This is a genomic window from Acinetobacter portensis, assembly GCF_023158935.1.
In the GTDB taxonomy this organism is placed as follows: Bacteria; Pseudomonadota; Gammaproteobacteria; order Pseudomonadales; family Moraxellaceae; genus Acinetobacter; species Acinetobacter faecalis.
In genome coordinates, this window is record NZ_CP096121.1 from 287,707 (window position 1) to 307,650 (window position 19,944).

At 37.0% G+C, this 19,944-nt stretch carries 27 protein-coding genes; 7 read left to right on the forward strand and 20 right to left on the reverse strand.

Features of this window, described 5'->3' with window-relative positions:
* Positions 1 to 164: 164 nt before the first annotated feature.
* The 3 genes from MZO21_RS14170 to MZO21_RS14180 all read right to left on the reverse strand — a co-directional run bounded on the left by MZO21_RS14170 (position 165) and on the right by MZO21_RS14180 (position 2,122).
* Positions 165 to 590, reverse strand: coding sequence for a hypothetical protein (locus MZO21_RS14170; protein ID WP_024160768.1), 426 nt, complete (start codon positions 588 to 590; stop codon positions 165 to 167).
* Between the two features lie 38 nt (positions 591 to 628).
* Positions 629 to 784 (reverse strand): hypothetical protein, encoded by a 156-nt coding sequence (locus tag MZO21_RS14175; protein WP_005006030.1) that lies wholly within the window; start codon positions 782 to 784, stop codon positions 629 to 631.
* 189 nt (positions 785 to 973) lie between these two features.
* The gene (locus MZO21_RS14180) at positions 974 to 2,122 is read right to left on the reverse strand and encodes a hypothetical protein (RefSeq protein ID WP_248104113.1); all 1,149 of its coding nucleotides are present in this window, start codon (positions 2,120 to 2,122) and stop codon (positions 974 to 976) included.
* A 339-nt stretch (positions 2,123 to 2,461) separates the two neighbouring features.
* Here MZO21_RS14180 and MZO21_RS14185 point away from each other — a divergent pair, with 339 nt between their 5' ends.
* From MZO21_RS14185 to MZO21_RS14200, 4 genes are all read left to right on the forward strand, one after another.
* On the forward strand, positions 2,462 to 3,487 hold the full coding sequence (locus MZO21_RS14185) for an IS30-like element ISAba125 family transposase (RefSeq protein ID WP_001988464.1): 1,026 nt from the start codon (positions 2,462 to 2,464) through the stop codon (positions 3,485 to 3,487).
* 100 nt (positions 3,488 to 3,587) lie between these two features.
* Positions 3,588 to 4,367: an aminoglycoside O-phosphotransferase APH(3')-VIa gene (locus MZO21_RS14190; RefSeq protein WP_000422636.1), complete on the forward strand. Its 780-nt coding sequence runs from the start codon at positions 3,588 to 3,590 to the stop codon at positions 4,365 to 4,367.
* 79 nt (positions 4,368 to 4,446) lie between these two features.
* Positions 4,447 to 5,472 (forward strand): IS30-like element ISAba125 family transposase, encoded by a 1,026-nt coding sequence (locus MZO21_RS14195; RefSeq protein WP_001988464.1) that lies wholly within the window; start codon positions 4,447 to 4,449, stop codon positions 5,470 to 5,472.
* Between the two features lie 94 nt (positions 5,473 to 5,566).
* On the forward strand, positions 5,567 to 6,595 hold the full coding sequence (locus MZO21_RS14200; protein WP_248129693.1) for an IS701 family transposase: 1,029 nt from the start codon (positions 5,567 to 5,569) through the stop codon (positions 6,593 to 6,595).
* Here the strand turns inward: MZO21_RS14200 and MZO21_RS14205 are convergent.
* The 6 genes from MZO21_RS14205 to MZO21_RS14230 form a co-directional block, all read right to left on the reverse strand.
* Entirely contained in the window at positions 6,572 to 7,219 is a 648-nt protein-coding gene (locus MZO21_RS14205; protein WP_248103436.1) for a hypothetical protein, read from the reverse strand. The two genes, MZO21_RS14200 and MZO21_RS14205, sit on opposite strands and share 24 nt — an antisense overlap.
* Positions 7,220 to 7,250: 31 nt before the next feature.
* Positions 7,251 to 8,084, reverse strand: a complete 834-nt coding sequence (locus MZO21_RS14210; protein WP_024160764.1) for a hypothetical protein — start codon at positions 8,082 to 8,084, stop codon at positions 7,251 to 7,253.
* A gap of 12 nt (positions 8,085 to 8,096) precedes the next feature.
* Entirely contained in the window at positions 8,097 to 8,738 is a 642-nt protein-coding gene (locus tag MZO21_RS14215; RefSeq protein WP_033917500.1) for a hypothetical protein, read from the reverse strand.
* 220 nt (positions 8,739 to 8,958) lie between these two features.
* On the reverse strand, positions 8,959 to 9,546 hold the full coding sequence (locus MZO21_RS14220; protein ID WP_248103434.1) for a hypothetical protein: 588 nt from the start codon (positions 9,544 to 9,546) through the stop codon (positions 8,959 to 8,961).
* A 143-nt stretch (positions 9,547 to 9,689) separates the two neighbouring features.
* On the reverse strand, positions 9,690 to 10,178 hold the full coding sequence (locus MZO21_RS14225) for a hypothetical protein (RefSeq protein WP_005006043.1): 489 nt from the start codon (positions 10,176 to 10,178) through the stop codon (positions 9,690 to 9,692).
* A 72-nt stretch (positions 10,179 to 10,250) separates the two neighbouring features.
* Positions 10,251 to 10,685, reverse strand: coding sequence for a DUF6573 family protein (locus MZO21_RS14230; RefSeq protein ID WP_005006045.1), 435 nt, complete (start codon positions 10,683 to 10,685; stop codon positions 10,251 to 10,253).
* Positions 10,686 to 10,837: 152 nt separating this feature from the next.
* Here MZO21_RS14230 and MZO21_RS14235 point away from each other — a divergent pair, with 152 nt between their 5' ends.
* The gene (locus MZO21_RS14235) at positions 10,838 to 11,335 is read left to right on the forward strand and encodes a cold shock domain-containing protein (RefSeq protein WP_087554211.1); all 498 of its coding nucleotides are present in this window, start codon (positions 10,838 to 10,840) and stop codon (positions 11,333 to 11,335) included.
* Positions 11,336 to 11,404: 69 nt separating this feature from the next.
* Here MZO21_RS14235 and MZO21_RS14240 read toward each other — a convergent pair whose 3' ends face one another.
* From MZO21_RS14240 to MZO21_RS14280, 9 genes are all read right to left on the reverse strand, one after another.
* The gene (locus MZO21_RS14240; RefSeq protein WP_005006049.1) at positions 11,405 to 11,743 is read right to left on the reverse strand and encodes a hypothetical protein; all 339 of its coding nucleotides are present in this window, start codon (positions 11,741 to 11,743) and stop codon (positions 11,405 to 11,407) included.
* Between the two features lie 157 nt (positions 11,744 to 11,900).
* Complete coding sequence (locus MZO21_RS14245; protein ID WP_005028536.1) at positions 11,901 to 12,998, reverse strand: phosphohydrolase; 1,098 nt, start codon at positions 12,996 to 12,998, stop codon at positions 11,901 to 11,903.
* A 175-nt stretch (positions 12,999 to 13,173) separates the two neighbouring features.
* Positions 13,174 to 13,650, reverse strand: a complete 477-nt coding sequence (locus MZO21_RS14250; protein ID WP_005006052.1) for a hypothetical protein — start codon at positions 13,648 to 13,650, stop codon at positions 13,174 to 13,176.
* Positions 13,651 to 13,722: 72 nt separating this feature from the next.
* Positions 13,723 to 14,037, reverse strand: coding sequence for a hypothetical protein (locus tag MZO21_RS14255; protein WP_024160757.1), 315 nt, complete (start codon positions 14,035 to 14,037; stop codon positions 13,723 to 13,725).
* Between the two features lie 12 nt (positions 14,038 to 14,049).
* Complete coding sequence (locus tag MZO21_RS14260) at positions 14,050 to 14,892, reverse strand: hypothetical protein (protein ID WP_033917490.1); 843 nt, start codon at positions 14,890 to 14,892, stop codon at positions 14,050 to 14,052.
* Between the two features lie 250 nt (positions 14,893 to 15,142).
* Entirely contained in the window at positions 15,143 to 15,673 is a 531-nt protein-coding gene (locus MZO21_RS14265) for a hypothetical protein (RefSeq protein WP_005006061.1), read from the reverse strand.
* A gap of 43 nt (positions 15,674 to 15,716) precedes the next feature.
* Complete coding sequence (locus tag MZO21_RS14270; protein ID WP_005006063.1) at positions 15,717 to 16,280, reverse strand: hypothetical protein; 564 nt, start codon at positions 16,278 to 16,280, stop codon at positions 15,717 to 15,719.
* 144 nt (positions 16,281 to 16,424) lie between these two features.
* A complete protein-coding gene (locus MZO21_RS14275) occupies positions 16,425 to 17,183 on the reverse strand; it encodes a Fic/DOC family protein (RefSeq protein WP_005006069.1) in 759 nt (252 codons plus the stop codon).
* A 69-nt stretch (positions 17,184 to 17,252) separates the two neighbouring features.
* The gene (locus tag MZO21_RS14280) at positions 17,253 to 17,465 is read right to left on the reverse strand and encodes a hypothetical protein (protein ID WP_005006071.1); all 213 of its coding nucleotides are present in this window, start codon (positions 17,463 to 17,465) and stop codon (positions 17,253 to 17,255) included.
* Between the two features lie 197 nt (positions 17,466 to 17,662).
* Between MZO21_RS14280 and MZO21_RS14285 the strand changes: the two genes are divergently transcribed.
* Positions 17,663 to 18,118, forward strand: a complete 456-nt coding sequence (locus tag MZO21_RS14285; RefSeq protein ID WP_005006073.1) for a hypothetical protein — start codon at positions 17,663 to 17,665, stop codon at positions 18,116 to 18,118.
* Positions 18,119 to 18,222: 104 nt separating this feature from the next.
* Here the strand turns inward: MZO21_RS14285 and MZO21_RS14290 are convergent, their stop codons facing one another.
* Positions 18,223 to 18,759 (reverse strand): hypothetical protein, encoded by a 537-nt coding sequence (locus MZO21_RS14290; RefSeq protein WP_005028527.1) that lies wholly within the window; start codon positions 18,757 to 18,759, stop codon positions 18,223 to 18,225.
* Positions 18,760 to 19,117: 358 nt separating this feature from the next.
* Between MZO21_RS14290 and MZO21_RS14295 the strand changes: the two genes are divergently transcribed.
* Positions 19,118 to 19,378: a hypothetical protein gene (locus tag MZO21_RS14295; protein ID WP_035272626.1), complete on the forward strand. Its 261-nt coding sequence runs from the start codon at positions 19,118 to 19,120 to the stop codon at positions 19,376 to 19,378.
* Here the strand turns inward: MZO21_RS14295 and MZO21_RS14300 are convergent.
* Complete coding sequence (locus tag MZO21_RS14300; protein ID WP_248103432.1) at positions 19,370 to 19,864, reverse strand: hypothetical protein; 495 nt, start codon at positions 19,862 to 19,864, stop codon at positions 19,370 to 19,372. The genes MZO21_RS14295 and MZO21_RS14300 overlap by 9 nt on opposite strands.
* Between the last annotated feature and the right edge of the window lie 80 nt (positions 19,865 to 19,944).

Consider the following 19,944-nt stretch of genomic DNA (forward strand, 5'->3'; position numbering starts at 1 on the left):
GCAATTAACGAACCATACAAATAAGCATTGATCCTGGTGCGCCAGATCTAGCGCTGGCCACAACCAAATTTCTAAACCTTTTTTTAATCAACTAAAAAAACATCGAATGCGGTTTTCAACTGCCAAAAAGTGAAGCAATAGACATGCTTCACTGGTTGTTGTTATTAAGCTTCAGTCAATTCATTAATATCTAGGATATGAACGCCGTTTGATGTCAGTAGCCAACATGGGAGGGTATGTGCTTCAGTGACTTGAAGTATGAGGCTGTTAAGAGTGTCACTAGATTTTTTGCAGTAAAGGCAATCAGGTTCAGGATTGCTACCATCATCATCAATCAATGGCGTGTCAGCAATTAAGCGGTATGAAGCATACTTAATGATGTCAATATCATCGGCATTGATTGGCTCTTTTGAGCTTAGGAGTACTTGCTCTAAGCTGAATGCTTCAGGTTCAATCCATTTAACCTTGCTGGTGTTTTCAATCTGGTAACTTAACTGAGTGCCATCAGCAAAAAACACGACAAATTGACCATCTTCAATGTGCTGTACTTTAAAATTGCATGGAATGGTGAATGTGTTGTAGTAATTCATGGGGTTTCTCCAAGTTGTAGGCGTTGAGCCTAAGTTGATTAATCGTTTAAAACAGATTCGATAAAAGAGAGTATTTCAGCTTTAAGAGATGCTGAAATGGTTGCAGTATTTAACTGGCTTAAATACATATCAGCTTTGTCTTTTATTTCTTTTGACGTTGCGGTTTTACGAATTAAAACTAATGTATTCCACATATTAAAAGCCCTTAAGGATAGTGATTAAATCTATATTCATTATACAAAGCGCAATAGCTGTTTAATTTTTCTTAAAATTTAAAATTTAAAAATTCAAAACCTTTTTAATCAATTAAAAAACATCGAATGCGTTTTAAAAAATGCCCAAAAGAAAAGGGATAAGGGTTTACGCTTATCCCTGTTTGGGTTTTAGATATGGCAATCAACAATCGTGACTATATAGTCGCTTGGAAAGCTCTTCAGCAATGCTTGGTTTTTGGATTCCCAATTTTCCTCTTTGTATAAGTCTTCTCCAAACAATCCACATTCTGAACCTGTCCAATCTCCGATTTCTGCATCAGTGGTAGCATCTAAGAAACAGTACGTACCGAATGGGTTTGCTGATTTTTTAGCTAGGAATTCTTCACGGCTCACCAAAAATTCATCAAATTCATGTCCGAATATGCCAAACAGGTTATCCGTATCACTGGCTTTCATTAATAAGATTGCATCTTGGTTATGATAGAAATTACGCTTATCGTTCACTGATTCGATTGATTCATCAGACCAAACATCAGCCCATGACCGCCAAGTACGTGAAGCATCACCGATACACTTCTCAAAATAGTCATAAACACGGTTAGCTTCGGTTTTTAAGCGGTTGATTTCGGTTTCAAAATCTAGCTCACCAATCGGACAGCTATCCACTTTTCGTCCATCAAGACGCAACAGCATGTTTTTCCAACGTCCTCCGATTTCATACCAATCGTATTTCGGATTCGGGTTGGTGGTGGTGAAGTAATCGACCACTTTACCGTCAGCATCAAGCTCTATCCATTCTGTCCAACTTTCATCAGGTTTTTCACCTGTCAAAACAGTCGGCGTAACTTTTTCGTTATACCAGTTAATGAACTGTTGAAGCTCAAACACTTCAGTACATGGCACATCTTTTTGATGCCATTGAATGAACATGCCTAAATCACGAATGCGACTTGAGTACGTACCATCATCGTTTTTGACCTGTACCACTGATAAATGTTTACCGCCGTTCGGGAAGTCAGCAAAAATATCACCTTTGTTGTTTTTGATGGCATCAAGCTCGAAGTCTGTTGCATCACGCACGAAACGAGGGTCGTCAAGAAACGCATAGCGTTCTTCACCATCATCTATGATAGGCTTTGAGTTTTTCATCAAAGTGATTTCTGTCGATTCGTATTGGTCTTTAATTTCGTCCAATGATGATTCTGAAATGCAATATTTGTTTTTAATGCCTGAGCATTCAAATTCGTAAAATGGTTCTAGGGCATCTACAACATCACCATCAGGGGTGGTAACTACTGCAACTGTGAAATGTGACATTTTAAAATCTCCAAGTTTTGAGCCGTGTGCTCTACATCTGAGATTCCATAATAGTTATTAAGTGGCGTTTATAATTTTTTCCTTAAAATATTAATGAAGCTGAATTTAACAACGGTAGTGGTTCAGTAATTAAAATATTTTAATCAATTAAAATCACCGTATACGTTGAATAAAACTAATATCAATTATTTATATTTAATTAAATAAAATAAGGCTCACATATTAAAATAACCTGATTACATAGATCTATATCAAAAAAAGATGGCAATAATTAATAGTTGCCATGGCAGAGTAAAACTTGAAGTGCGACATAAACCACCTAATTAATTTAAAGGGTTTATGGAGTATATAAAATTGTCATACCATCATCTTAACTTTGAAGATCGTACTGCATTAATGCTTGAGTCAAGAAAAGAAGGCTTTTCAGCCAGAAAATTTGCTGAACTTATTAAAAGACATCCTAGTACGATCTATCGTGAGCTTAAAAGAAATAGCATCAATGACGTTTATCAAGCTCAATATGCTTCTGATAACACTTTTGCTAGACGTAGACGTGGTCACAGAAAACTCAAAATCGATTCAATCCTCTGGAAATTTATTGTTGAAGCGATCCGTTGTTTATGGTCTCCTCAGCAAATAGCAAAGCGTTTAAAGACATTTCCTGATTTGGATCAAACAATGAATGTAAGCCATACAACGATTTATTCAACGATACGAGCATTACCCAAGGGTGAGTTGAAAAAAGACTTATTATCCTGTCTACGTCATGAAAATAAAAAGCGAAAAGCTAACGGTGAACCTAAAAAAGATTCTATATTACAGGATATTAAAACTATTCATGAGCGCCCAGCCGAAGTTCAAGAAAGAAAAATACCGGGTCATTGGGAAGCTGATTTAATTAAAGGTAAAGACAATAAAAGTTCGATAGCAACACTTATTGAACGAAATACACGGCTCTGTATCTTGGCAACATTACCTGATGCAAAGGCAGAATCAGTGCGCAAGGCTTTAACTGAAGCTCTGAAATATTTACCTGCAGAACTGCGTAAAACGTTGACCTATGACCGTGGACGTGAGATGTCAGAACATAAAATACTCGAAGAAGATTTAGGCATAGATGTATATTTCTGTGACCCACATTCACCCTGGCAAAAAGGCACATGCGAAAATATGAATGGTTTAATTAGGCAATATTTACCTAAAGGGATTGATTTAAATCAGGCAGATCAGCATTATTTAAATCAAGTTGCCATGTCACTGAATACTCGTCCTAGAAAGGCGTTAGATTGGCTTACACCATTAGAGAAATTTGCTCAGCTTGTTGATTATCATATGGCTTTTGAAACTGTCGCACCTCATGTTTGAATTCGCCCCATATTTTTGCTACAGTGAACCAAATTAAGATCATCTATTTACTAGGCCTCGCATTTGCGGGGTTTTTAATGCTGAATAAAAGGAAAACTTGATGGAATTGCCCAATATTATTCAACAATTTATCGGAAACAGCGTTTTAGAGCCAAATAAAATTGGTCAGTCGCCATCGGATGTTTATTCTTTTAATCGAAATAATGAAACTTTTTTTCTTAAGCGATCTAGCACTTTATATACAGAGACCACATACAGTGTCTCTCGTGAAGCGAAAATGTTGAGTTGGCTCTCTGAGAAATTAAAGGTGCCTGAACTCATCATGACTTTTCAGGATGAGCAGTTTGAATTCATGATCACTAAAGCGATCAATGCAAAACCAATTTCAGCGCTTTTTTTAACAGACCAAGAATTGCTTGCTATCTATAAGGAGGCACTCAATCTGTTAAATTCAATTGCTATTATTGATTGTCCATTTATTTCAAACATTGATCATCGGTTAAAAGAGTCAAAATTTTTTATTGATAACCAACTCCTTGACGATATAGATCAAGATGATTTTGACACTGAATTATGGGGAGACCATAAAACTTACCTAAGTCTATGGAATGAGTTAACCGAGACTCGTGTTGAAGAAAGATTGGTTTTTTCTCATGGCGATATCACGGATAGTAATATTTTTATAGATAAATTCAATGAAATTTATTTTTTAGATCTTGGTCGTGCTGGGTTAGCAGATGAATTTGTAGATATATCCTTTGTTGAACGTTGCCTAAGAGAGGATGCATCGGAGGAAACTGCGAAAATATTTTTAAAGCATTTAAAAAATGATAGACCTGACAAAAGGAATTATTTTTTAAAACTTGATGAATTGAATTGATTCCAAGCATTATCTAAAAATACTTGGCAGAGTAAAACTTGAAGTGCGACATAAACCACCTAATTAATTTAAAGGGTTTATGGAGTATATAAAATTGTCATACCATCATCTTAACTTTGAAGATCGTACTGCATTAATGCTTGAGTCAAGAAAAGAAGGCTTTTCAGCCAGAAAATTTGCTGAACTTATTAAAAGACATCCTAGTACGATCTATCGTGAGCTTAAAAGAAATAGCATCAATGACGTTTATCAAGCTCAATATGCTTCTGATAACACTTTTGCTAGACGTAGACGTGGTCACAGAAAACTCAAAATCGATTCAATCCTCTGGAAATTTATTGTTGAAGCGATCCGTTGTTTATGGTCTCCTCAGCAAATAGCAAAGCGTTTAAAGACATTTCCTGATTTGGATCAAACAATGAATGTAAGCCATACAACGATTTATTCAACGATACGAGCATTACCCAAGGGTGAGTTGAAAAAAGACTTATTATCCTGTCTACGTCATGAAAATAAAAAGCGAAAAGCTAACGGTGAACCTAAAAAAGATTCTATATTACAGGATATTAAAACTATTCATGAGCGCCCAGCCGAAGTTCAAGAAAGAAAAATACCGGGTCATTGGGAAGCTGATTTAATTAAAGGTAAAGACAATAAAAGTTCGATAGCAACACTTATTGAACGAAATACACGGCTCTGTATCTTGGCAACATTACCTGATGCAAAGGCAGAATCAGTGCGCAAGGCTTTAACTGAAGCTCTGAAATATTTACCTGCAGAACTGCGTAAAACGTTGACCTATGACCGTGGACGTGAGATGTCAGAACATAAAATACTCGAAGAAGATTTAGGCATAGATGTATATTTCTGTGACCCACATTCACCCTGGCAAAAAGGCACATGCGAAAATATGAATGGTTTAATTAGGCAATATTTACCTAAAGGGATTGATTTAAATCAGGCAGATCAGCATTATTTAAATCAAGTTGCCATGTCACTGAATACTCGTCCTAGAAAGGCGTTAGATTGGCTTACACCATTAGAGAAATTTGCTCAGCTTGTTGATTATCATATGGCTTTTGAAACTGTCGCACCTCATGTTTGAATTCGCCCATCTTTTTGAGTTCTAGTTAATGATTAAATTAGGACTTACGCATTGACGGATTCAAAAAAGTATTAAAATACTTTATAAAGTATCTGTGATCAGACGAATTAAAAATGCTTCTACAGCAACTTGTACTCTACCCATTTATATGGGCTTTCTCATGACAGAACCGAACTCTATTAGCTGCACACAACTTGCCGAGACTTATAACATCTCGCATGATAGTGTAAATCGCTTTCTAGAACGTGAAGACTACACACCTCACGACCTATATCAAGAAGCAATTCAACATATTGATAATAATAAACTTATAGTCAGTATTGATGATACTGTTTTAGATAAACCATATAGTCAGCATATGGACTTAGTTAGCTATTTTTGGTCAGGCAAACACCACCGATCCGTCAAGGGTATTAATCTCATTACCTTGTATGCGACAGATCAAAATGGTCAAAATATTCCAATTAATTTCCGAATTTATGACAAATCTGAAGGTAAAACCAAGAATGATTACTTTATGGATATGTTAAGTGAAGTACTCAGTTGGGGTGCAAAGATTCAATTTATTACAGGTGATAGTTGGTATTCATCGACTGGAAATCTAAAAACCATAAGAAAACATGGTATTCGATTTATGTTTGGTATCGACTGTAACCGTAAGGTTTCCCCAGAAAAAGGACAATGGTTTCAACTGCGTTTATTGCCAAATTTCCATCAGGGTCAAGTGGTCTGGCTCAAAGATTTTGGCTTTGTACAATTATTTAAGACTCAGTTAAAAGAACAGCAGAGGTTTTATATTGTGCATCAAGATGAAGATGATTTATTGTCCTTTGAGGATTTTCATGAATTACATTCAAGTCATTGGAAAATAGAGCAATATCACCGAGTGATTAAACAGGTTTGTCATATTGAAAAGTTTCAAGTAAGACGATCTAAACTGATTTCGAATCATATTTTTTCAGCCTTGATGGCCTATGTTGAGATACAAAAGAACCAGTTTGAGCGGATCTTTGAAAATGTATATCGTTGGCAGAAGAAGTTATTTAGACCAATGATCAAAAACTTCATTGATGACTTTATTCTCGATAAAAATCATCTGCTACCACAGAGAGTCTATAAATAACAGTGCGTAAGTCCTATAAATATATTCTTCAACCGTACTGGTCATACGTTTTTTCATTTTGTAAGGCTTGTAATGAGGAACATAACAAGGCTTGCAAACTGCTTCATAGGTTTTGGTATCAGAATGATAATAAAAGCGATCCAGTGGTTCATAGCCATTGCAATGATGGCAATAACGCTCAAAACCCAATGAAGTGAAGATCATCTTCTGCACAAATGCTTGTTTTTTATGTTTTGCTTTAAGTGTAGGTGAGTTTTTGACTTCACAAGAACAGATATAATCTTGGTAGTTATCGAACTCTGGTGCTTCTTGGTGTATGTGAACAAACCGATTTATAACTTTTGGATCAAAAATATTCCATTGTTGGTCATGTTCTGAAAATAGGAAATATCCATCTGCACCTGATGGCATTTCTTTACTGTATTTCGAGTAATGGATAACATGTTTTTCCGTTGGCTCAAAGTCATTCAGGAACATTCTCAAGGTATTGAGGTTCGGGAATTGGACTTTCATTAACTGTGCTTGAGTCACCAGATTGGATCTTGATTCGTAGTTCACCAGAACCATAATTTTACGGCTTTTGTCGATTCTGCCGATGATGTAATTATAGATATGATCAGACATTGTATTTTCTCCTATTCTATAGAGATCCATGTTAAGAACATGGATCATTCCCAAAAAATGCAATGAGATCGTTGCTCTGGTAGCTAAACTGCAATTCGGTGTAGTCCATTTTCAGTGTGCTATCTAAGTACGGTGTAATGTCGAGTTGCACGAATGAATCAATAAATTCACTTTCTGCGCCATACGCATCTATTGAGCCTTTGAACAGCTCCAGTACATTGCATGTTACATAGTCGCCAATTTCTGATTTATGTGTCTTACATGATGGTAGTAGTGCCAAGTCATTCAGGATCACTTGAACATGAGTGCCATCATATGAGCCTTGATATAGGCTGTAATATTTTTCAGGATTCAAGATACATTCAAGAACTAAATCAAAGTTGTTGCTGTAAGAGTTACGCGTAGCGACATATACACTTTCTGCTACTGGCTTTTCGACTTTGGTGAGTGTGATTGAGTCTGAATGCTCATGAGCGAACAAAATAGGGTCGTCTACGTCTTGTTCTTCATCTGGCTCAATGTCCATTAACGCCAAGCGTCTATCTTTGGTTTCTTGGTCGAGAATTTCCCAACCATCGATAGATAAAGTACCGCCGTCAGCAAGTTGAATGAGAACAGGGGTTTCTTTGTCCTGATCTGTATTGTCCAGAATGGTGAAGATCCCTAGTAATCGAACCCATGAAGTGATTAACTGGCAAATGGGTAGGTTTTCATTAATTTCATGGCGATTCTTGCAAGACTCGCTAAACATCGCCAGATTTTCAGGGTGATTAATATCAATATAGACATTGTGCAAAACAGCATCAGCACTGGTGTTGTTTGGTGCTTCGTAGCTCAATTCAATCAATAAGTATTTTTTAGACATGATCAATATTCCTTAGTACAAAACTTCAGTGCCAACAACGCAATCCAAAAACTTACCTTGCAGATCAAATACTAAAAATTGTTGCAGTTCTTTTTGTGTCGAGTGGATGTTAAAAACAGGCACAATCAAGCTGTCTTTTTCAAATAGGTTATGGTTGTTAATGACGAAATCATGAGCTGAATAGCAATGACCTTGCAGATATACACCGCAACGCATCAGCTTATCTAAATCAAAAGATTGAGAGATGTAGTGAACATCTTCTGGTGCATATTCACTGGCAATATCTCGGCTATATGCAAGATTGACTTGCTTGACCAAGCTTTGTTGAAAAAAGTCGCTGTCATGCACTTCTGAACGTGCGATGTCAGTAACAACTAAAATGGGTTGTGTTTCCCAAAAAATGCTGAGTAATTGATTAAAATCAAGATGTTCAGGGAATTGAACTTTTGAAGTAATCACGCCCCAATCATCAAGGGTTAAAGATAGAAAGTTTCCGTAATGATCACGCGGAATAACCGTTAATACATTAAGGTCTTGATGCAATTCTTCGTTATACGAAAAATCAGCAAGGGAATGACCTGTATTTAATTCAGGATTCACAATAATGTTTAATGTTTTAGAACGGTTTGTAAAAAAATCAAGTACGCTTTTCATATCTTCAACTCCAAGTTTTAAGCAATTGCTTAGGTATGAATTAATTATATCTGTGAAATATCCCTTAAAAACTTTTCTCAAATTACTTATGGAACTGGCAATGAAAAATTTCAATATTTTTTTAATCAATTAAAAAACATCGTATACGTCATTAAATCTAATGGCATAAAAAAAGAGGGTAGACCTTTATTGGATCTCCCTCTATTTGTTTAATGGTTTCTTATGACAGGTTGTTTTTAAAGTACTCAATCAGTCTTAAATAAACAGTGTTCGCCATAAAATGTGAGCTATGCAGCGCATTAAAATCTGCGACATCTTCAAAACATTCAGTCAGTAATGCACTGGCGAAACCTTTATTCCATGTATTGAACTTTTCCAGTTCTGCATCTGACAGCAAATCATATTGAATCATGTCATTAATGGCTTGGTGTTGTAAATTTATCGCCACATCCATGACTTCGCCCTCAATCAATGCATGAGAATCATCAGGACTGAATCTAAATGATTCGTGAGCGTCTGCGATGGCTTGAACCTGTAACGGTGCATTGACTTCAATGCAGTAGGCTTGTGACTTATGTTGGTGAAATAAAACGACATCCAGTTCAATGTTAAAAATAAACTGCGGATCTGCTTTGGTTGCTAAGCCAATCACATTGATGACGCAACTTGGTAAACCGTCATACGCTTGGGTGAAGCTTTGTAGCAAGTGGCGCACATTAGCAGTACCAGTATTAAATTTTTGTAGTTGCATTGTCGTATCTCCAAGTTTTAAGCAATGAGCTTTGATGTATTCATTATATCGGTGCATGTGGCCTGTATAACTTTTCAGTAAAAGTATTTCGGCTGATAGGCTCATGATTTCAAGTTATTTTTAATCAATTAAAAACACCGTTTACGGCCATCATCTTATGAAAGGAATAAGCTATGGGTGCTTATTCCTGGTGGGTGTGATTAGTGCGGTTCTACGTCATACGTGTTTTCATTTTCTTTAAGTCTGGCTTTTTCACGCTTCAGTCTTAAACGCTCTTGATGTTCCCTGTACAGGTTGGTGAGTTGACCGACTGGCAAATGTAGAAACTTTAGATCAATGTTTCTTACCCAGCTATTAACAGCAAACTTTTTGCTTTTTTTAACGTCTGGTATTTCGTAATGATCACCCTTGATTGCGCCTTTTACGGCATTTAACACGAGATCCGCGGTAGCTTCATTCCAGCACTTGAATAATTTAATGCCTTTAAACGCCTTATATTTAGCTGGTACTTTTTCACTGTACTTAAACAGCTCTCCAGTAGATGTCACGGCGATAAACCAGTCACAACGGACAAGCTTCATCGTTTCTATACGTTTTAATTCGTTTTTTTCTCTTTGTTGTTCTATTGCTTGCATATTTGCAAAGCCGAATAGGTCAAGGTTGTCAATTTTCATAGTAGCCATTTGCATTTTTAATACCTCTCAATGAACGTTCGGATCTCAAAAAACCTAGCATTGGTTGGTCAATGCTAGGTGTTGTGTTTATTGGTCTTCAGGCATCATAAAAGTAATGATAGGCTCACCATTCACGCCAGGCCCAACCGTAGCAATATTGGTGATTAAGGTGTCAGAAAAGGTATGCGGTGTATCTTGTAGAGCATATTTAAACTTAACGCTTTGGTCATTAAGTGCAACTGAACCACGAACGCTCATGTTCAACATATCAAAGATGGTATATCCCATTAAATCATTGATTTTTTCAGCATCAGCTTCCGTACCATTCGGAAAAATTGCTTTTGCAGCTGTCAGGTGCTTGTTATACAAGTTGCTTGTAATATAAACAGGGAACTTATAGAACTGTTTGCAATCTTTGGCATGTTCTTCTTTATCGCTAAGGCAAAGAATCACGCCCTCTTCTAAAGCGTCTTGTAAAGAAAAAACAGTGATGACTTCAGCACCAGCGAAAAAATTATTCATAATAGCTACTCCAAGTTTTAAGCAATTGCTTTTGATGTTTTAATTATAATAAATCCATAAACCTTAAAACTTTTTTTTAAAAAAAAGATAGTATTTATTCAGGTTTAATAATTATAATTAATATAGCTTTTAATATATATTTGAGGTTTTAGGTGGTACTAACAGGAACAATTAAAAATTATAATATTGAGCGTGGTTTTGGTTTTATATCCACGAGTAATTTTGGTGATGTATTTTTCCATATTAAGGATTTTCAGAAAGGTGAACAGCCAATACCAGGTCGAGAGGTTTATTTCGAGGTAGTTAAAAAAGAAAATAAAAATAGGGCAATCCATGTTTACTATTCCGACCATGAACAAACGCAAGACAAGCAAAAACCATTGCCAATATATCTATGGATAATTTTTATTAGCATAGCTATTGGGGTGGCATATCCAGGTAGCATTCAATTAAAGAAATATCTATATAAAGATAATCAAACTACAAATGCTATATATCAAAAGCCAGTAGCCTATAAATGCGATGGTCGTAAGCATTGCTCTCAAATGCGATCTAAAGAAGAAGCTGATTGGTTTGTGAAAAACTGCCCAGATACCATGATGGATGGTGACGGCGATGGCGATGCCTGTGAAAATGATTCAAGGTGGTAGTTGTATAGTTTCAGACAATAAAAAATGAGCTATTAATACTTAATTAATAACTCATTCCTTAGGTTGATTTTAGATTTCTGCCAGTGTTTTACCGTCTTGTAATTCATTAATCTGCGCCAGTGTGACAGCTTGAGCGTCATATTCTTCTGTCACATACGATACAATTTCTTCTATTGAGCATTCACCAACTACACCCCAAAGCGTAAAATTGGTATGGGTTTTTTCATTCCAGATCTGCTCAACTTGTTCTAGATCCAGATGTCCAATACTCACCAAAAGGTCATAAGCCAATGCCCAATTTTCGTAACGGCTGACAGATTCATCAATGATAGGATCATCAGACATTAAATAGGTCATCATTGCCTTAGCTTTACAGAACTTTTGCATTGTTTCGTTTAAAGTTGTCATAAACATCATCTCATATTGATTGGTTTAAAATCATTTTATGCTGACAGGTGGTGTCAAAAACTTATTCAAAAACAAAATTATTCCAAACCATTTTTAATCAATTAAAAAACATCGCTTGCGGTTTTCATCCTAAAAAGGTGCCAAATGGCACCCTAATTTACAGCGATCCACAACCCTCCTTGTTGAATGCGCCTGGTGGAACCGTCCAGTTATCCGTGAACACTGGTAGGTAATAACTTTCAATTTTGGACTGTACCAGTGCTTCCATATCCTGAATGTCGAATGGCTCAATGCGATTGCTCAGACTGACGACATCGATCTTTGAGCGACTGATCGTACAGTCAAACTTTTGTTCATAACCAGCGATCAGCTGAGCGCGTTCAGGGTAGTAGGTGCTGATGGTTGACCAGATTTTAGGACTGTTGAAGATACAGGTCATGCATGAGCTACGGCCCCAACCTAAGCGATATGGCACTGGTGGCGTAACCTTGTACTTCTCCAGTAACGCCCATACTTGCTCTTCAGTGAAGTGAAGCACGTTCTTCCACCAGTCAACGCGTCTTGCTTTCTTACCGCTTCTACGGTCGCATGGGTGCGGTTCTAGCTGGTTGTACTTACTGCGGTTTGGTGACTCTTCACGGCGTTCACCAGTGATAAAACAAATGTTCTTGCCGTCAAAACGTTCTTGGTTGTTCAATGCTCTGCGTCCGACATCGATCTTTAACGCTGAAGAACACCAGCGCGTCATGAGGCTGGCTGCTTGTTGTGGGAACTTCAAGCGTGTGCCTGGTTTACTGCGGTTGTTATCGCGTTCAAGCTTAATTAAGCCCTCTGGTGTTTCTACGAAGTGGGGTTTTGAGTAGCTGTTTTCTTTGAGCATTTCGCCAAGGAAACCGCCCTCGAGCCAACTGAAGTACAATGGTGTGTCGAATGCCTGAGCGAATGCTTTGGTATAGTTTTCCATGAACACCCAATCCATGAACGGCTGGTTTTCTTCATCAATTTTGTGGTGCCAAAGCTCAATTTTGCTTTTATCTACTCCAGCATCCAGTAAGCGTAAATACGCTGCAATCGAATCCTTACCGCCACTTAAGCAGACAATAAAAATGTCATAGATACTTAGATCGATGTCTGGTGCTTCATGAAAAACATGCTCAGCCAGTTCTTTGTTTAGATCGGTACCAGACAGCAACTCCAGTTGCCCGGCTATTGTGGGGATGATGACTTGATCATCGTACTTATGCGCTGTATTCATTCGACTTACTCCAGATTTAAGGCTTTGTGCCTTGCTTGCTATGGATTAAGTATAGAGGGGTGTACCAGGGGAAAACTTTTCTCAAAATTTAAAAATATCGAGATATTTTAATCAAATAAAATCCATCGTAAGCGGTTATAACGCCTAGCAAAACGGCATTGCGCCGTTTCGGTGGTTACTTATATTTTTGGATGATGCGTTCAATAAATCGAATCATTGTGTCCTTATCAATTTTGGCCTGGTCGTAATTGTCATAGCTAAACATCACCAAAGCATCTTCCTGAGTGATGCCAAAAAACTCACGTACTGCTTTCCACTGGTAAACGACTGGTACAGTGACAACAGGCGCATCTTTTAGCTCTTCATTGCTGAGTATTTTTTCATACATGAAGATTGGCCCAACAGAACCATGAAAATTGAAACCTAGATTTTGGAAATACTCGACAGACGTAGCCCAACCAATCAGGCATCCTACAATATTTTTATCTAACAATTCTTCAGTGGTGAAACCTGAAAAGAAATCGGTGTGTTGTTCTGTATGGCTTGCGTCATAATCACGCCAAATGTCGAAATCAAAGCTTTCATCAGGAATGACCTCGATCACTAGCTCAATCAGCTTTTCTAAACGCTCAACGGTCGTTGCTTTGTTCATATCTGCTCCAAGTTTTAGGCGGTGTGCCAAAAGGGGTAGCGGTACATACTGGCGCACGTACCGCTGTTGGACTTACAAATCCAGTTGAATTAAGAACAGTGGTAAAGGTGCATCACTGTCTTGTGTAATGAGCATAGGCAAGAAGAAACTAAATCCCTCAAAAAACACGCCCATGTCGTAATCATCTTGAAAAGAAAAGGGCTGTGAAGTGATACTGACATTCTCAATAGCACTAATTAGTGCCTCGATGTTGGTATGTTTTGCTGTATCGATCACATACACACGAAAACCGGCTTCTGTGGTGTTCGGTATCTGTTGTACTTGCTGTGGCAAGTAAAAGCCAAGTTCGTTGATGGCACTGACGAGTTGCGGATTTTCAATTGTCATGGGTAGGTTTCCTTATTGAACTACTTTTGCGCTATTTAAATTTTGCAATGCGATATGCGTTAAACGTTGATTAATGATTTCGTCATACGGCGAAATGAAATCCTCTTGCCAGTTATGCATGAGATGTTCGATCGGGTATGTTTCCAGATATTCTTCTAATGCTTCATTCGGCTTAGGAACGAAAGCTAATGGCTCTTTAATGTTGTAATTGCTGGCGATGTATTCCAGTGGATCACAATCACCTGGTACGTTGACCGTAGCAACAAACTCAAGATAAGCACCATCGGGGAAAAACTTATTGAAGCAATCAACCACAACAGATATTTCACGGACTTCATCATCATTTAAAGTGAACTCACGGACTTCTTTATCCAGTGCAACAATTGAGCTAGATAACAAATGGTCAAGGTCTTGTGGACGGATGTTTACACGATCAATAACATGGTTGATATGATCAATAATCTCGTCTTTGATTGGGTCTTCAAAAGCGTAATTGCTCTCAAAAATAATATGATCGACATCTTCATAATTGAGTCCAAAAAACTCACGTACTGCTTCAGAACCGCGATAAACAACATTTGTTTTGAGTTCTTCATAAGTGAATGGCTCACCAGTATTCGCACGGAATGGTGCATAAAGGGGAACGCCGTCTAACATCATGAAGTTAAGTCTTTTAAATGTTTCATCAGCTGTCGCCCAACCTATAACGCAACAATTAGCATCACTATTTATAAGTTGAGCAAAAGTCATATTGTCGGTACCAGGTATCGTGCGCCATAAATCCAGATCAAAACGTTCATGTGGTACTTGCTTGATGATATTTTTTAAATGATTTAGCTTATCTAGTTGATGCATTAGAGGACTCCAAGTTTTAAGCAATTGCTTTCGATAGAGTCATTTTATTTAAAAAATACTAATGAATAACTTTATTGGAATTAATTAACCGACCTAAAACACGTAAAGGATATTTAAAATATTTTAATCAATTAAAATCATCGTATACGTTTTAAGCCATGCTTAGACAGCGTATATACCGGTCTATTTTTCTAATGCAAAAAAAAGAGTACTTAAGTTCGGACTTAAATACTCTTAATGAGTTGGGGCATTATTCCCGATTGGCTAAGTTGAAAAATAGTGAATACATTGCATTCTTAAATAACCAAAAGGTGAGGGGATTATCCGCTTCATCTTTAGACTGGTGGCGAATGATATTCCAGTTGAAATACTTTTCTGAATAGCCCATGTGAGTGACATAAGCAAAATTACGAACGTCATTTTCTGAAACGTATTGGAATGCTTGTTTAAGCTCATTTTGGGTGTTTTGTTCGCCGTCATGGTCAAAAGCATCAGCTTCTAAGATAAGTTCGCGCATGCCGACCATAGCAAGGTATATGACTGCTTCAAAGTCATAGTTCATCATGCGTAGGAAGTGTTTTTTCAAAAAGGCTTCGTCAATGTGTTCAACTTCTTTGTAATTTTTAAGTGCGCTTAGACCATGCACACCAAAGATATATTTAAGTACACGAAATTGAGCGCATAACGGCAAGTTTTCACCCTCCACATGTGAGCAAAGGGCGGTGTAGCGGTTCATGTCGATGACTGAGCTTAGAGATTGTTTTAAAGCGCCTAATAGCATTGTTATATCCTTTTTCGGGTTTTGTTTATTGTATGGTGTACGGTTAAGCAAGAAATGTGTTAACTAAATGAGTTGTGTCATGGTGTTGAGATAACTTTTCGGCATCCATGTCGTTATGTTCTTCATAGATAGTTTTTAAGGTTTTGATGGTTTCATGCATCAAGGTTTCATGATGCTCAGTATTGAATTTGAACTTGTGGCACTCTTTAGCAAGGGATACACGAACTTTGAATTTTTCTAAAAATTCGATGGTTTTATTGGTGGTGTCGCTTTCACATCCAAAGTAACAAACATTATCAATATGCAATGTGGTTGTTTTCAGCATTAATGGATTTTTATCAAACACAAAATAAGCAAAAATGCAGTTTTCACGACTGTTGTAAGTAATGTAAGACTTCTCAACATTAATTGCGTCCACTGATTTAAACCAAACAACGCCATCGTCATAGGTTTCAGCATGGCTTGAGAAAAGCATATAAATTAAGGTGTCGATAATTTCTGCGGTGCTGTTGCCGATAATTAAATGATTCAGACTTGAATCACTTCCGTTTGTAAATTGGTATTGAGCGACCACTTTATTTGCAAATTGATGTGCTGCGTTATTCATTATTCATCTCCAAGTTTCGGACAATATTTTCCTAAGGTTTTATTTTAATCTGAGTCACTTCATTATAAATTTTTCTCAAAAAAAAGATTCTTTTTTCAAGAATCTTTTAATCAATTAAAAGCTATCGTATACAGATTAATCTAATTATCCGTAACTCGGTGAATCATCATCATTTGATTTATCCTGGTCATTTTCCTGTTCTTGCTCTTGTTCTTCAGTATTTTCAAGCTTCAGGACTAGATCGTATGGTTCAATGATATTGTCCATGACTTTTAAAAGGTAAGAGAGGTCTTGTTCCATCGGTTCTAGGTTTTCATAGTTTTCACCGACATAAAGCTCTTGATCTGTCAGTGAACGTTTAAACGCATAGTTCCAATCTGATACGGCGACCTTGCTATATACCATGGTGTAACCAGCATCATTCGCCAGCTGGTTCATCATCAGTTTAGCAGCGCGACCGTTACCCTCTTCAAAAGGGTGAGCTTCATTTAACTTGGCATAAAGCTGAGTGAACTCTTGCACAAACTGGTCTTTGTCCAAACCTTTCAGGTGGTCTTTTTCTTTAACCGCCTGTGAGAACTTATTCAGTTCATCAGGGATCAGGTTTTTATCTAGGAAATGACCGATTTCATAATTACCGTTCGGGTCGATCGCACGTTTAGAAATGTCGTCCAGACGCACTTCTCCAGCCCAATCGTAAATATGCTCAAAGATTTTTTCATGGATTTTAGAGAGGTGGTCGAGATCGTAATTGCCACGTAACGGCGAAATTTCCATTTTCGCTATTCGATGTTCCGTGATTTCTTTTTCCAGTGCCTTTTTATAGTCGCCTTGCGCTTGGCAACTGGTAGGTTGAGATAAGATGTCTTTCGCATCTAAATAAAACTCAAGTTTATCGTCCATATTGTTCTACTTATGAGTGATTGGGTTTGGTAATCCGCTGTAAGCTAGATTAGGTTGTATTCGCGATCATTAGGCTTTGTTTTTAAGTGCATTCCATTTCTTCATCAATGCAGCTTCTTCCTCGTCAAATGTTGTTTGACCAGTTGCTAAGCGCTCCATACGTGCGTTTGATGATGCTTCACATGCTTTAACAATGTGAGGGGAGAACTCTTGAGCTACATTGCCTTGAGCAGAACGGTATGCAGCACGTACACGGTCTTCGTATTTTACTTCTTCAGACATATCGGTTTCCTGTATCAACAATCTGTAAATTACAATAATTGTAAACCCAAACAAGGGGGCGATTCTTGCTAAATTGCGTATAAACAATCTTATTGGTATATACCGATTAACAAAATCAAATAAGATTAAAATTCCAAAAAAATCAAATATCGTATATTAAGTATATAATTTAAGTATATACAGGAAAGTCGTTAAACATGAACGTATTCAAAACACTAAAACTATCTGCAGTTGCAATAATCTCAGTGTCTATGTCGTGCGCTGTTTTAGCTAATAGTTCTTTAAATAACCTGAATACAAACAGCTTAAAATCTGCTGTTGCGCTTTCTCCTACTGCTGAAAACAAACGTAAAGTTGAGCGTTTACTTAACACTAAAACACCGTACCAGATTGAAACTGGTGCGGTACTTAAAAAAGTGAAGTATTCAAAACACTTTAATATGAACGTTCAGATGTCTAGCAAAACTGCAGATAAATACTCTTCTGATGAAACTGACTCTTTAAACCGCTTTGTGAATGAAAAGATTCATCCGTTTTATTGCTCTGTATTCGCCAATGCTCCAGTTAAACCAGATCTGTATGTAGACATCGTGGACAATCAGGGTAAATCATTCTTTGGAAGTGCTGAGCGTTATTCAGATACTTGCCAATAGTTTTAAGGGCTAAATATTACATAGATCTGTTAACGCCGTTTTAGGCAAAAACAAATAGACCGCTTAATTGCGGTCTATTTGTTTTTATACTGACACCTAAAACCTTATGGAAAGGTCTTAGGTAGCACCGCTGTATAGCCTACGATCTTGCGTATTTTGATCTGCATATCAAGATGCAACGGCTGTACTGTCAAACGATTGAAGTAAGACTTAATCTCGCGCATCCACGCATGGAAACGATCATCGCAATGACGCATAAGCTTCTTAAGGTGATTGCGGTCAGCTTCTTGTAAGAAACTGAGTTCGCTGTCGATTGACCAAAGATCAATATCCTGATCATCTATACATAACAAGTACTGCGTATCAACGACCAATGAAGATACCAACTTGCCTTGGTCTTGCTTGTAGATCAGCTCAAAATTAACTTGTGCATCTAAAGCGCCGTTGATGTTTTCGATTTGAATGTCACGGCGTAAACGTACTGGTAGCTCCAGCAGTACAGTATTCTTATTTGACTGGTAATAATCAGCACGGACTTGGCTATCCCATGCAATATTTTCTAACATAAAATTTTGAAAAGAGGTGAGAGAATCTTCTTGTAGACCGACAACTTTTGTTTTAGATAAGATTTCAAAGTTCATATAATTTCTCCAAATGGTAAGCATTGAGCTCATACATTCATTATATTTCACTGTACATTTTTAAAACTTTTTTCAAAAAATATAGATTGTTTTAATGCTGTCCACTTTTACATTACATAGACAAGGGCAAAAAATCTAATTAAACTGACCTTGAATAAGAAATGCGTTCAAGTGTTTTGTGTTTTTTTATTCACCTTTCAATTTTAAAGAGCCAGGCGTTTTGCGTCTGGTTCTTTGCTTTCTGGTATATACCAAGCACATTTTGGTAATGTGCATTGACCAATCTCAATCATAAAGTTTCAGTTTTAAACCTTATTTATCGCTACGATTAAGCCAGTTGCTAGATGGGCTTTAAGATATGAATGCATCAAGTACAATAGCTTTAATGGCTGTATCTATTGGTTTTCCAGTGGTATTAAACTTTGACTTTGCTTTTACTTATTTAATTGGTTTTACCTTATTCGCCTGCACGATCGGTTTAATGTTTATGATTGTGTTTTTTGTTTATAACAGTGCTGTGACGGAAAAGATTAGCGCAATAATTAAAAGGATGTTCTTTTTTGCTGGTTATTGCGCTTGTGTATTAGGTGCGGTTTTCCTTACAAGATGTCTAGTTTAGTACGTTAATGTTTAATGCATATTTGCTAAATAAGTAATACCCAAACATACAGATCGCTAATGTAATTACCGTCACTTTACGCGTTGAGTTCACAACTTCAGCACTGTCTTTCTTGCTATTAAAAATACCAACTTTGATCAACTTAAACACTGAGTCTAAAAGGGTGATTGCAAACCACGTTCCTAAAAAGTAAATTGCCATGGTCAAATATTCCTGTTTGTGCAACACATACTTATATAAATAGACCTGTGTAGTGACCACAATTAATGAAAATGAAGCGCCATAGTGCAAGGTTTTGACGGTATTGCGATGTTGTTTTTCATTGTTGATGTTAATCGCTGCGTTGATAAAACAAAAAATTGCCAATTGTCCAATGATGATGACAATCCCCATTGCAAATAATTGGATGTTAAGACCATAAGCCTTTTTCACTAAAATTACGGCGCTTGCAAACGCAAGGAACATTAAATATATGAGATATGGCATGATTTTCTTGGTATGAAGCGATGATATTGGATGATTCTAGGCTAAGGTTCAAAAAAAAAGAAGTATGCTGGTCGCAACAT

Coding starts and splice junctions, on each gene's coding strand:
- MZO21_RS14205 (WP_248103436.1), bottom strand. CDS start 7,219: ATGTCTGATCATATCTATAATTACATCATCGGCAGAATCGACAAAAGC.
- MZO21_RS14180 (WP_248104113.1), bottom strand. CDS start 2,122: ATGTCACATTTCACAGTTGCAGTAGTTACCACCCCTGATGGTGATGTT.
- MZO21_RS14300 (WP_248103432.1), bottom strand. CDS start 19,864: ATGCCATATCTCATATATTTAATGTTCCTTGCGTTTGCAAGCGCCGTA.
- MZO21_RS14190 (WP_000422636.1), top strand. CDS start 3,588: ATGGAATTGCCCAATATTATTCAACAATTTATCGGAAACAGCGTTTTA.
- MZO21_RS14175 (WP_005006030.1), bottom strand. CDS start 784: ATGTGGAATACATTAGTTTTAATTCGTAAAACCGCAACGTCAAAAGAA.
- MZO21_RS14245 (WP_005028536.1), bottom strand. CDS start 12,998: ATGAATACAGCGCATAAGTACGATGATCAAGTCATCATCCCCACAATA.
- MZO21_RS14285 (WP_005006073.1), top strand. CDS start 17,663: ATGAACGTATTCAAAACACTAAAACTATCTGCAGTTGCAATAATCTCA.
- MZO21_RS14250 (WP_005006052.1), bottom strand. CDS start 13,650: ATGAACAAAGCAACGACCGTTGAGCGTTTAGAAAAGCTGATTGAGCTA.
- MZO21_RS14260 (WP_033917490.1), bottom strand. CDS start 14,892: ATGCATCAACTAGATAAGCTAAATCATTTAAAAAATATCATCAAGCAA.
- MZO21_RS14225 (WP_005006043.1), bottom strand. CDS start 10,178: ATGCAAATGGCTACTATGAAAATTGACAACCTTGACCTATTCGGCTTT.
- MZO21_RS14210 (WP_024160764.1), bottom strand. CDS start 8,084: ATGTCTAAAAAATACTTATTGATTGAATTGAGCTACGAAGCACCAAAC.
- MZO21_RS14170 (WP_024160768.1), bottom strand. CDS start 590: ATGAATTACTACAACACATTCACCATTCCATGCAATTTTAAAGTACAG.
- MZO21_RS14195 (WP_001988464.1), top strand. CDS start 4,447: ATGGAGTATATAAAATTGTCATACCATCATCTTAACTTTGAAGATCGT.
- MZO21_RS14295 (WP_035272626.1), top strand. CDS start 19,118: ATGAATGCATCAAGTACAATAGCTTTAATGGCTGTATCTATTGGTTTT.
- MZO21_RS14255 (WP_024160757.1), bottom strand. CDS start 14,037: ATGACAATTGAAAATCCGCAACTCGTCAGTGCCATCAACGAACTTGGC.
- MZO21_RS14290 (WP_005028527.1), bottom strand. CDS start 18,759: ATGAACTTTGAAATCTTATCTAAAACAAAAGTTGTCGGTCTACAAGAA.
- MZO21_RS14240 (WP_005006049.1), bottom strand. CDS start 11,743: ATGACAACTTTAAACGAAACAATGCAAAAGTTCTGTAAAGCTAAGGCA.
- MZO21_RS14215 (WP_033917500.1), bottom strand. CDS start 8,738: ATGAAAAGCGTACTTGATTTTTTTACAAACCGTTCTAAAACATTAAAC.
- MZO21_RS14230 (WP_005006045.1), bottom strand. CDS start 10,685: ATGAATAATTTTTTCGCTGGTGCTGAAGTCATCACTGTTTTTTCTTTA.
- MZO21_RS14275 (WP_005006069.1), bottom strand. CDS start 17,183: ATGGACGATAAACTTGAGTTTTATTTAGATGCGAAAGACATCTTATCT.
- MZO21_RS14185 (WP_001988464.1), top strand. CDS start 2,462: ATGGAGTATATAAAATTGTCATACCATCATCTTAACTTTGAAGATCGT.
- MZO21_RS14280 (WP_005006071.1), bottom strand. CDS start 17,465: ATGTCTGAAGAAGTAAAATACGAAGACCGTGTACGTGCTGCATACCGT.
- MZO21_RS14270 (WP_005006063.1), bottom strand. CDS start 16,280: ATGAATAACGCAGCACATCAATTTGCAAATAAAGTGGTCGCTCAATAC.
- MZO21_RS14265 (WP_005006061.1), bottom strand. CDS start 15,673: ATGCTATTAGGCGCTTTAAAACAATCTCTAAGCTCAGTCATCGACATG.
- MZO21_RS14220 (WP_248103434.1), bottom strand. CDS start 9,546: ATGCACCGATATAATGAATACATCAAAGCTCATTGCTTAAAACTTGGA.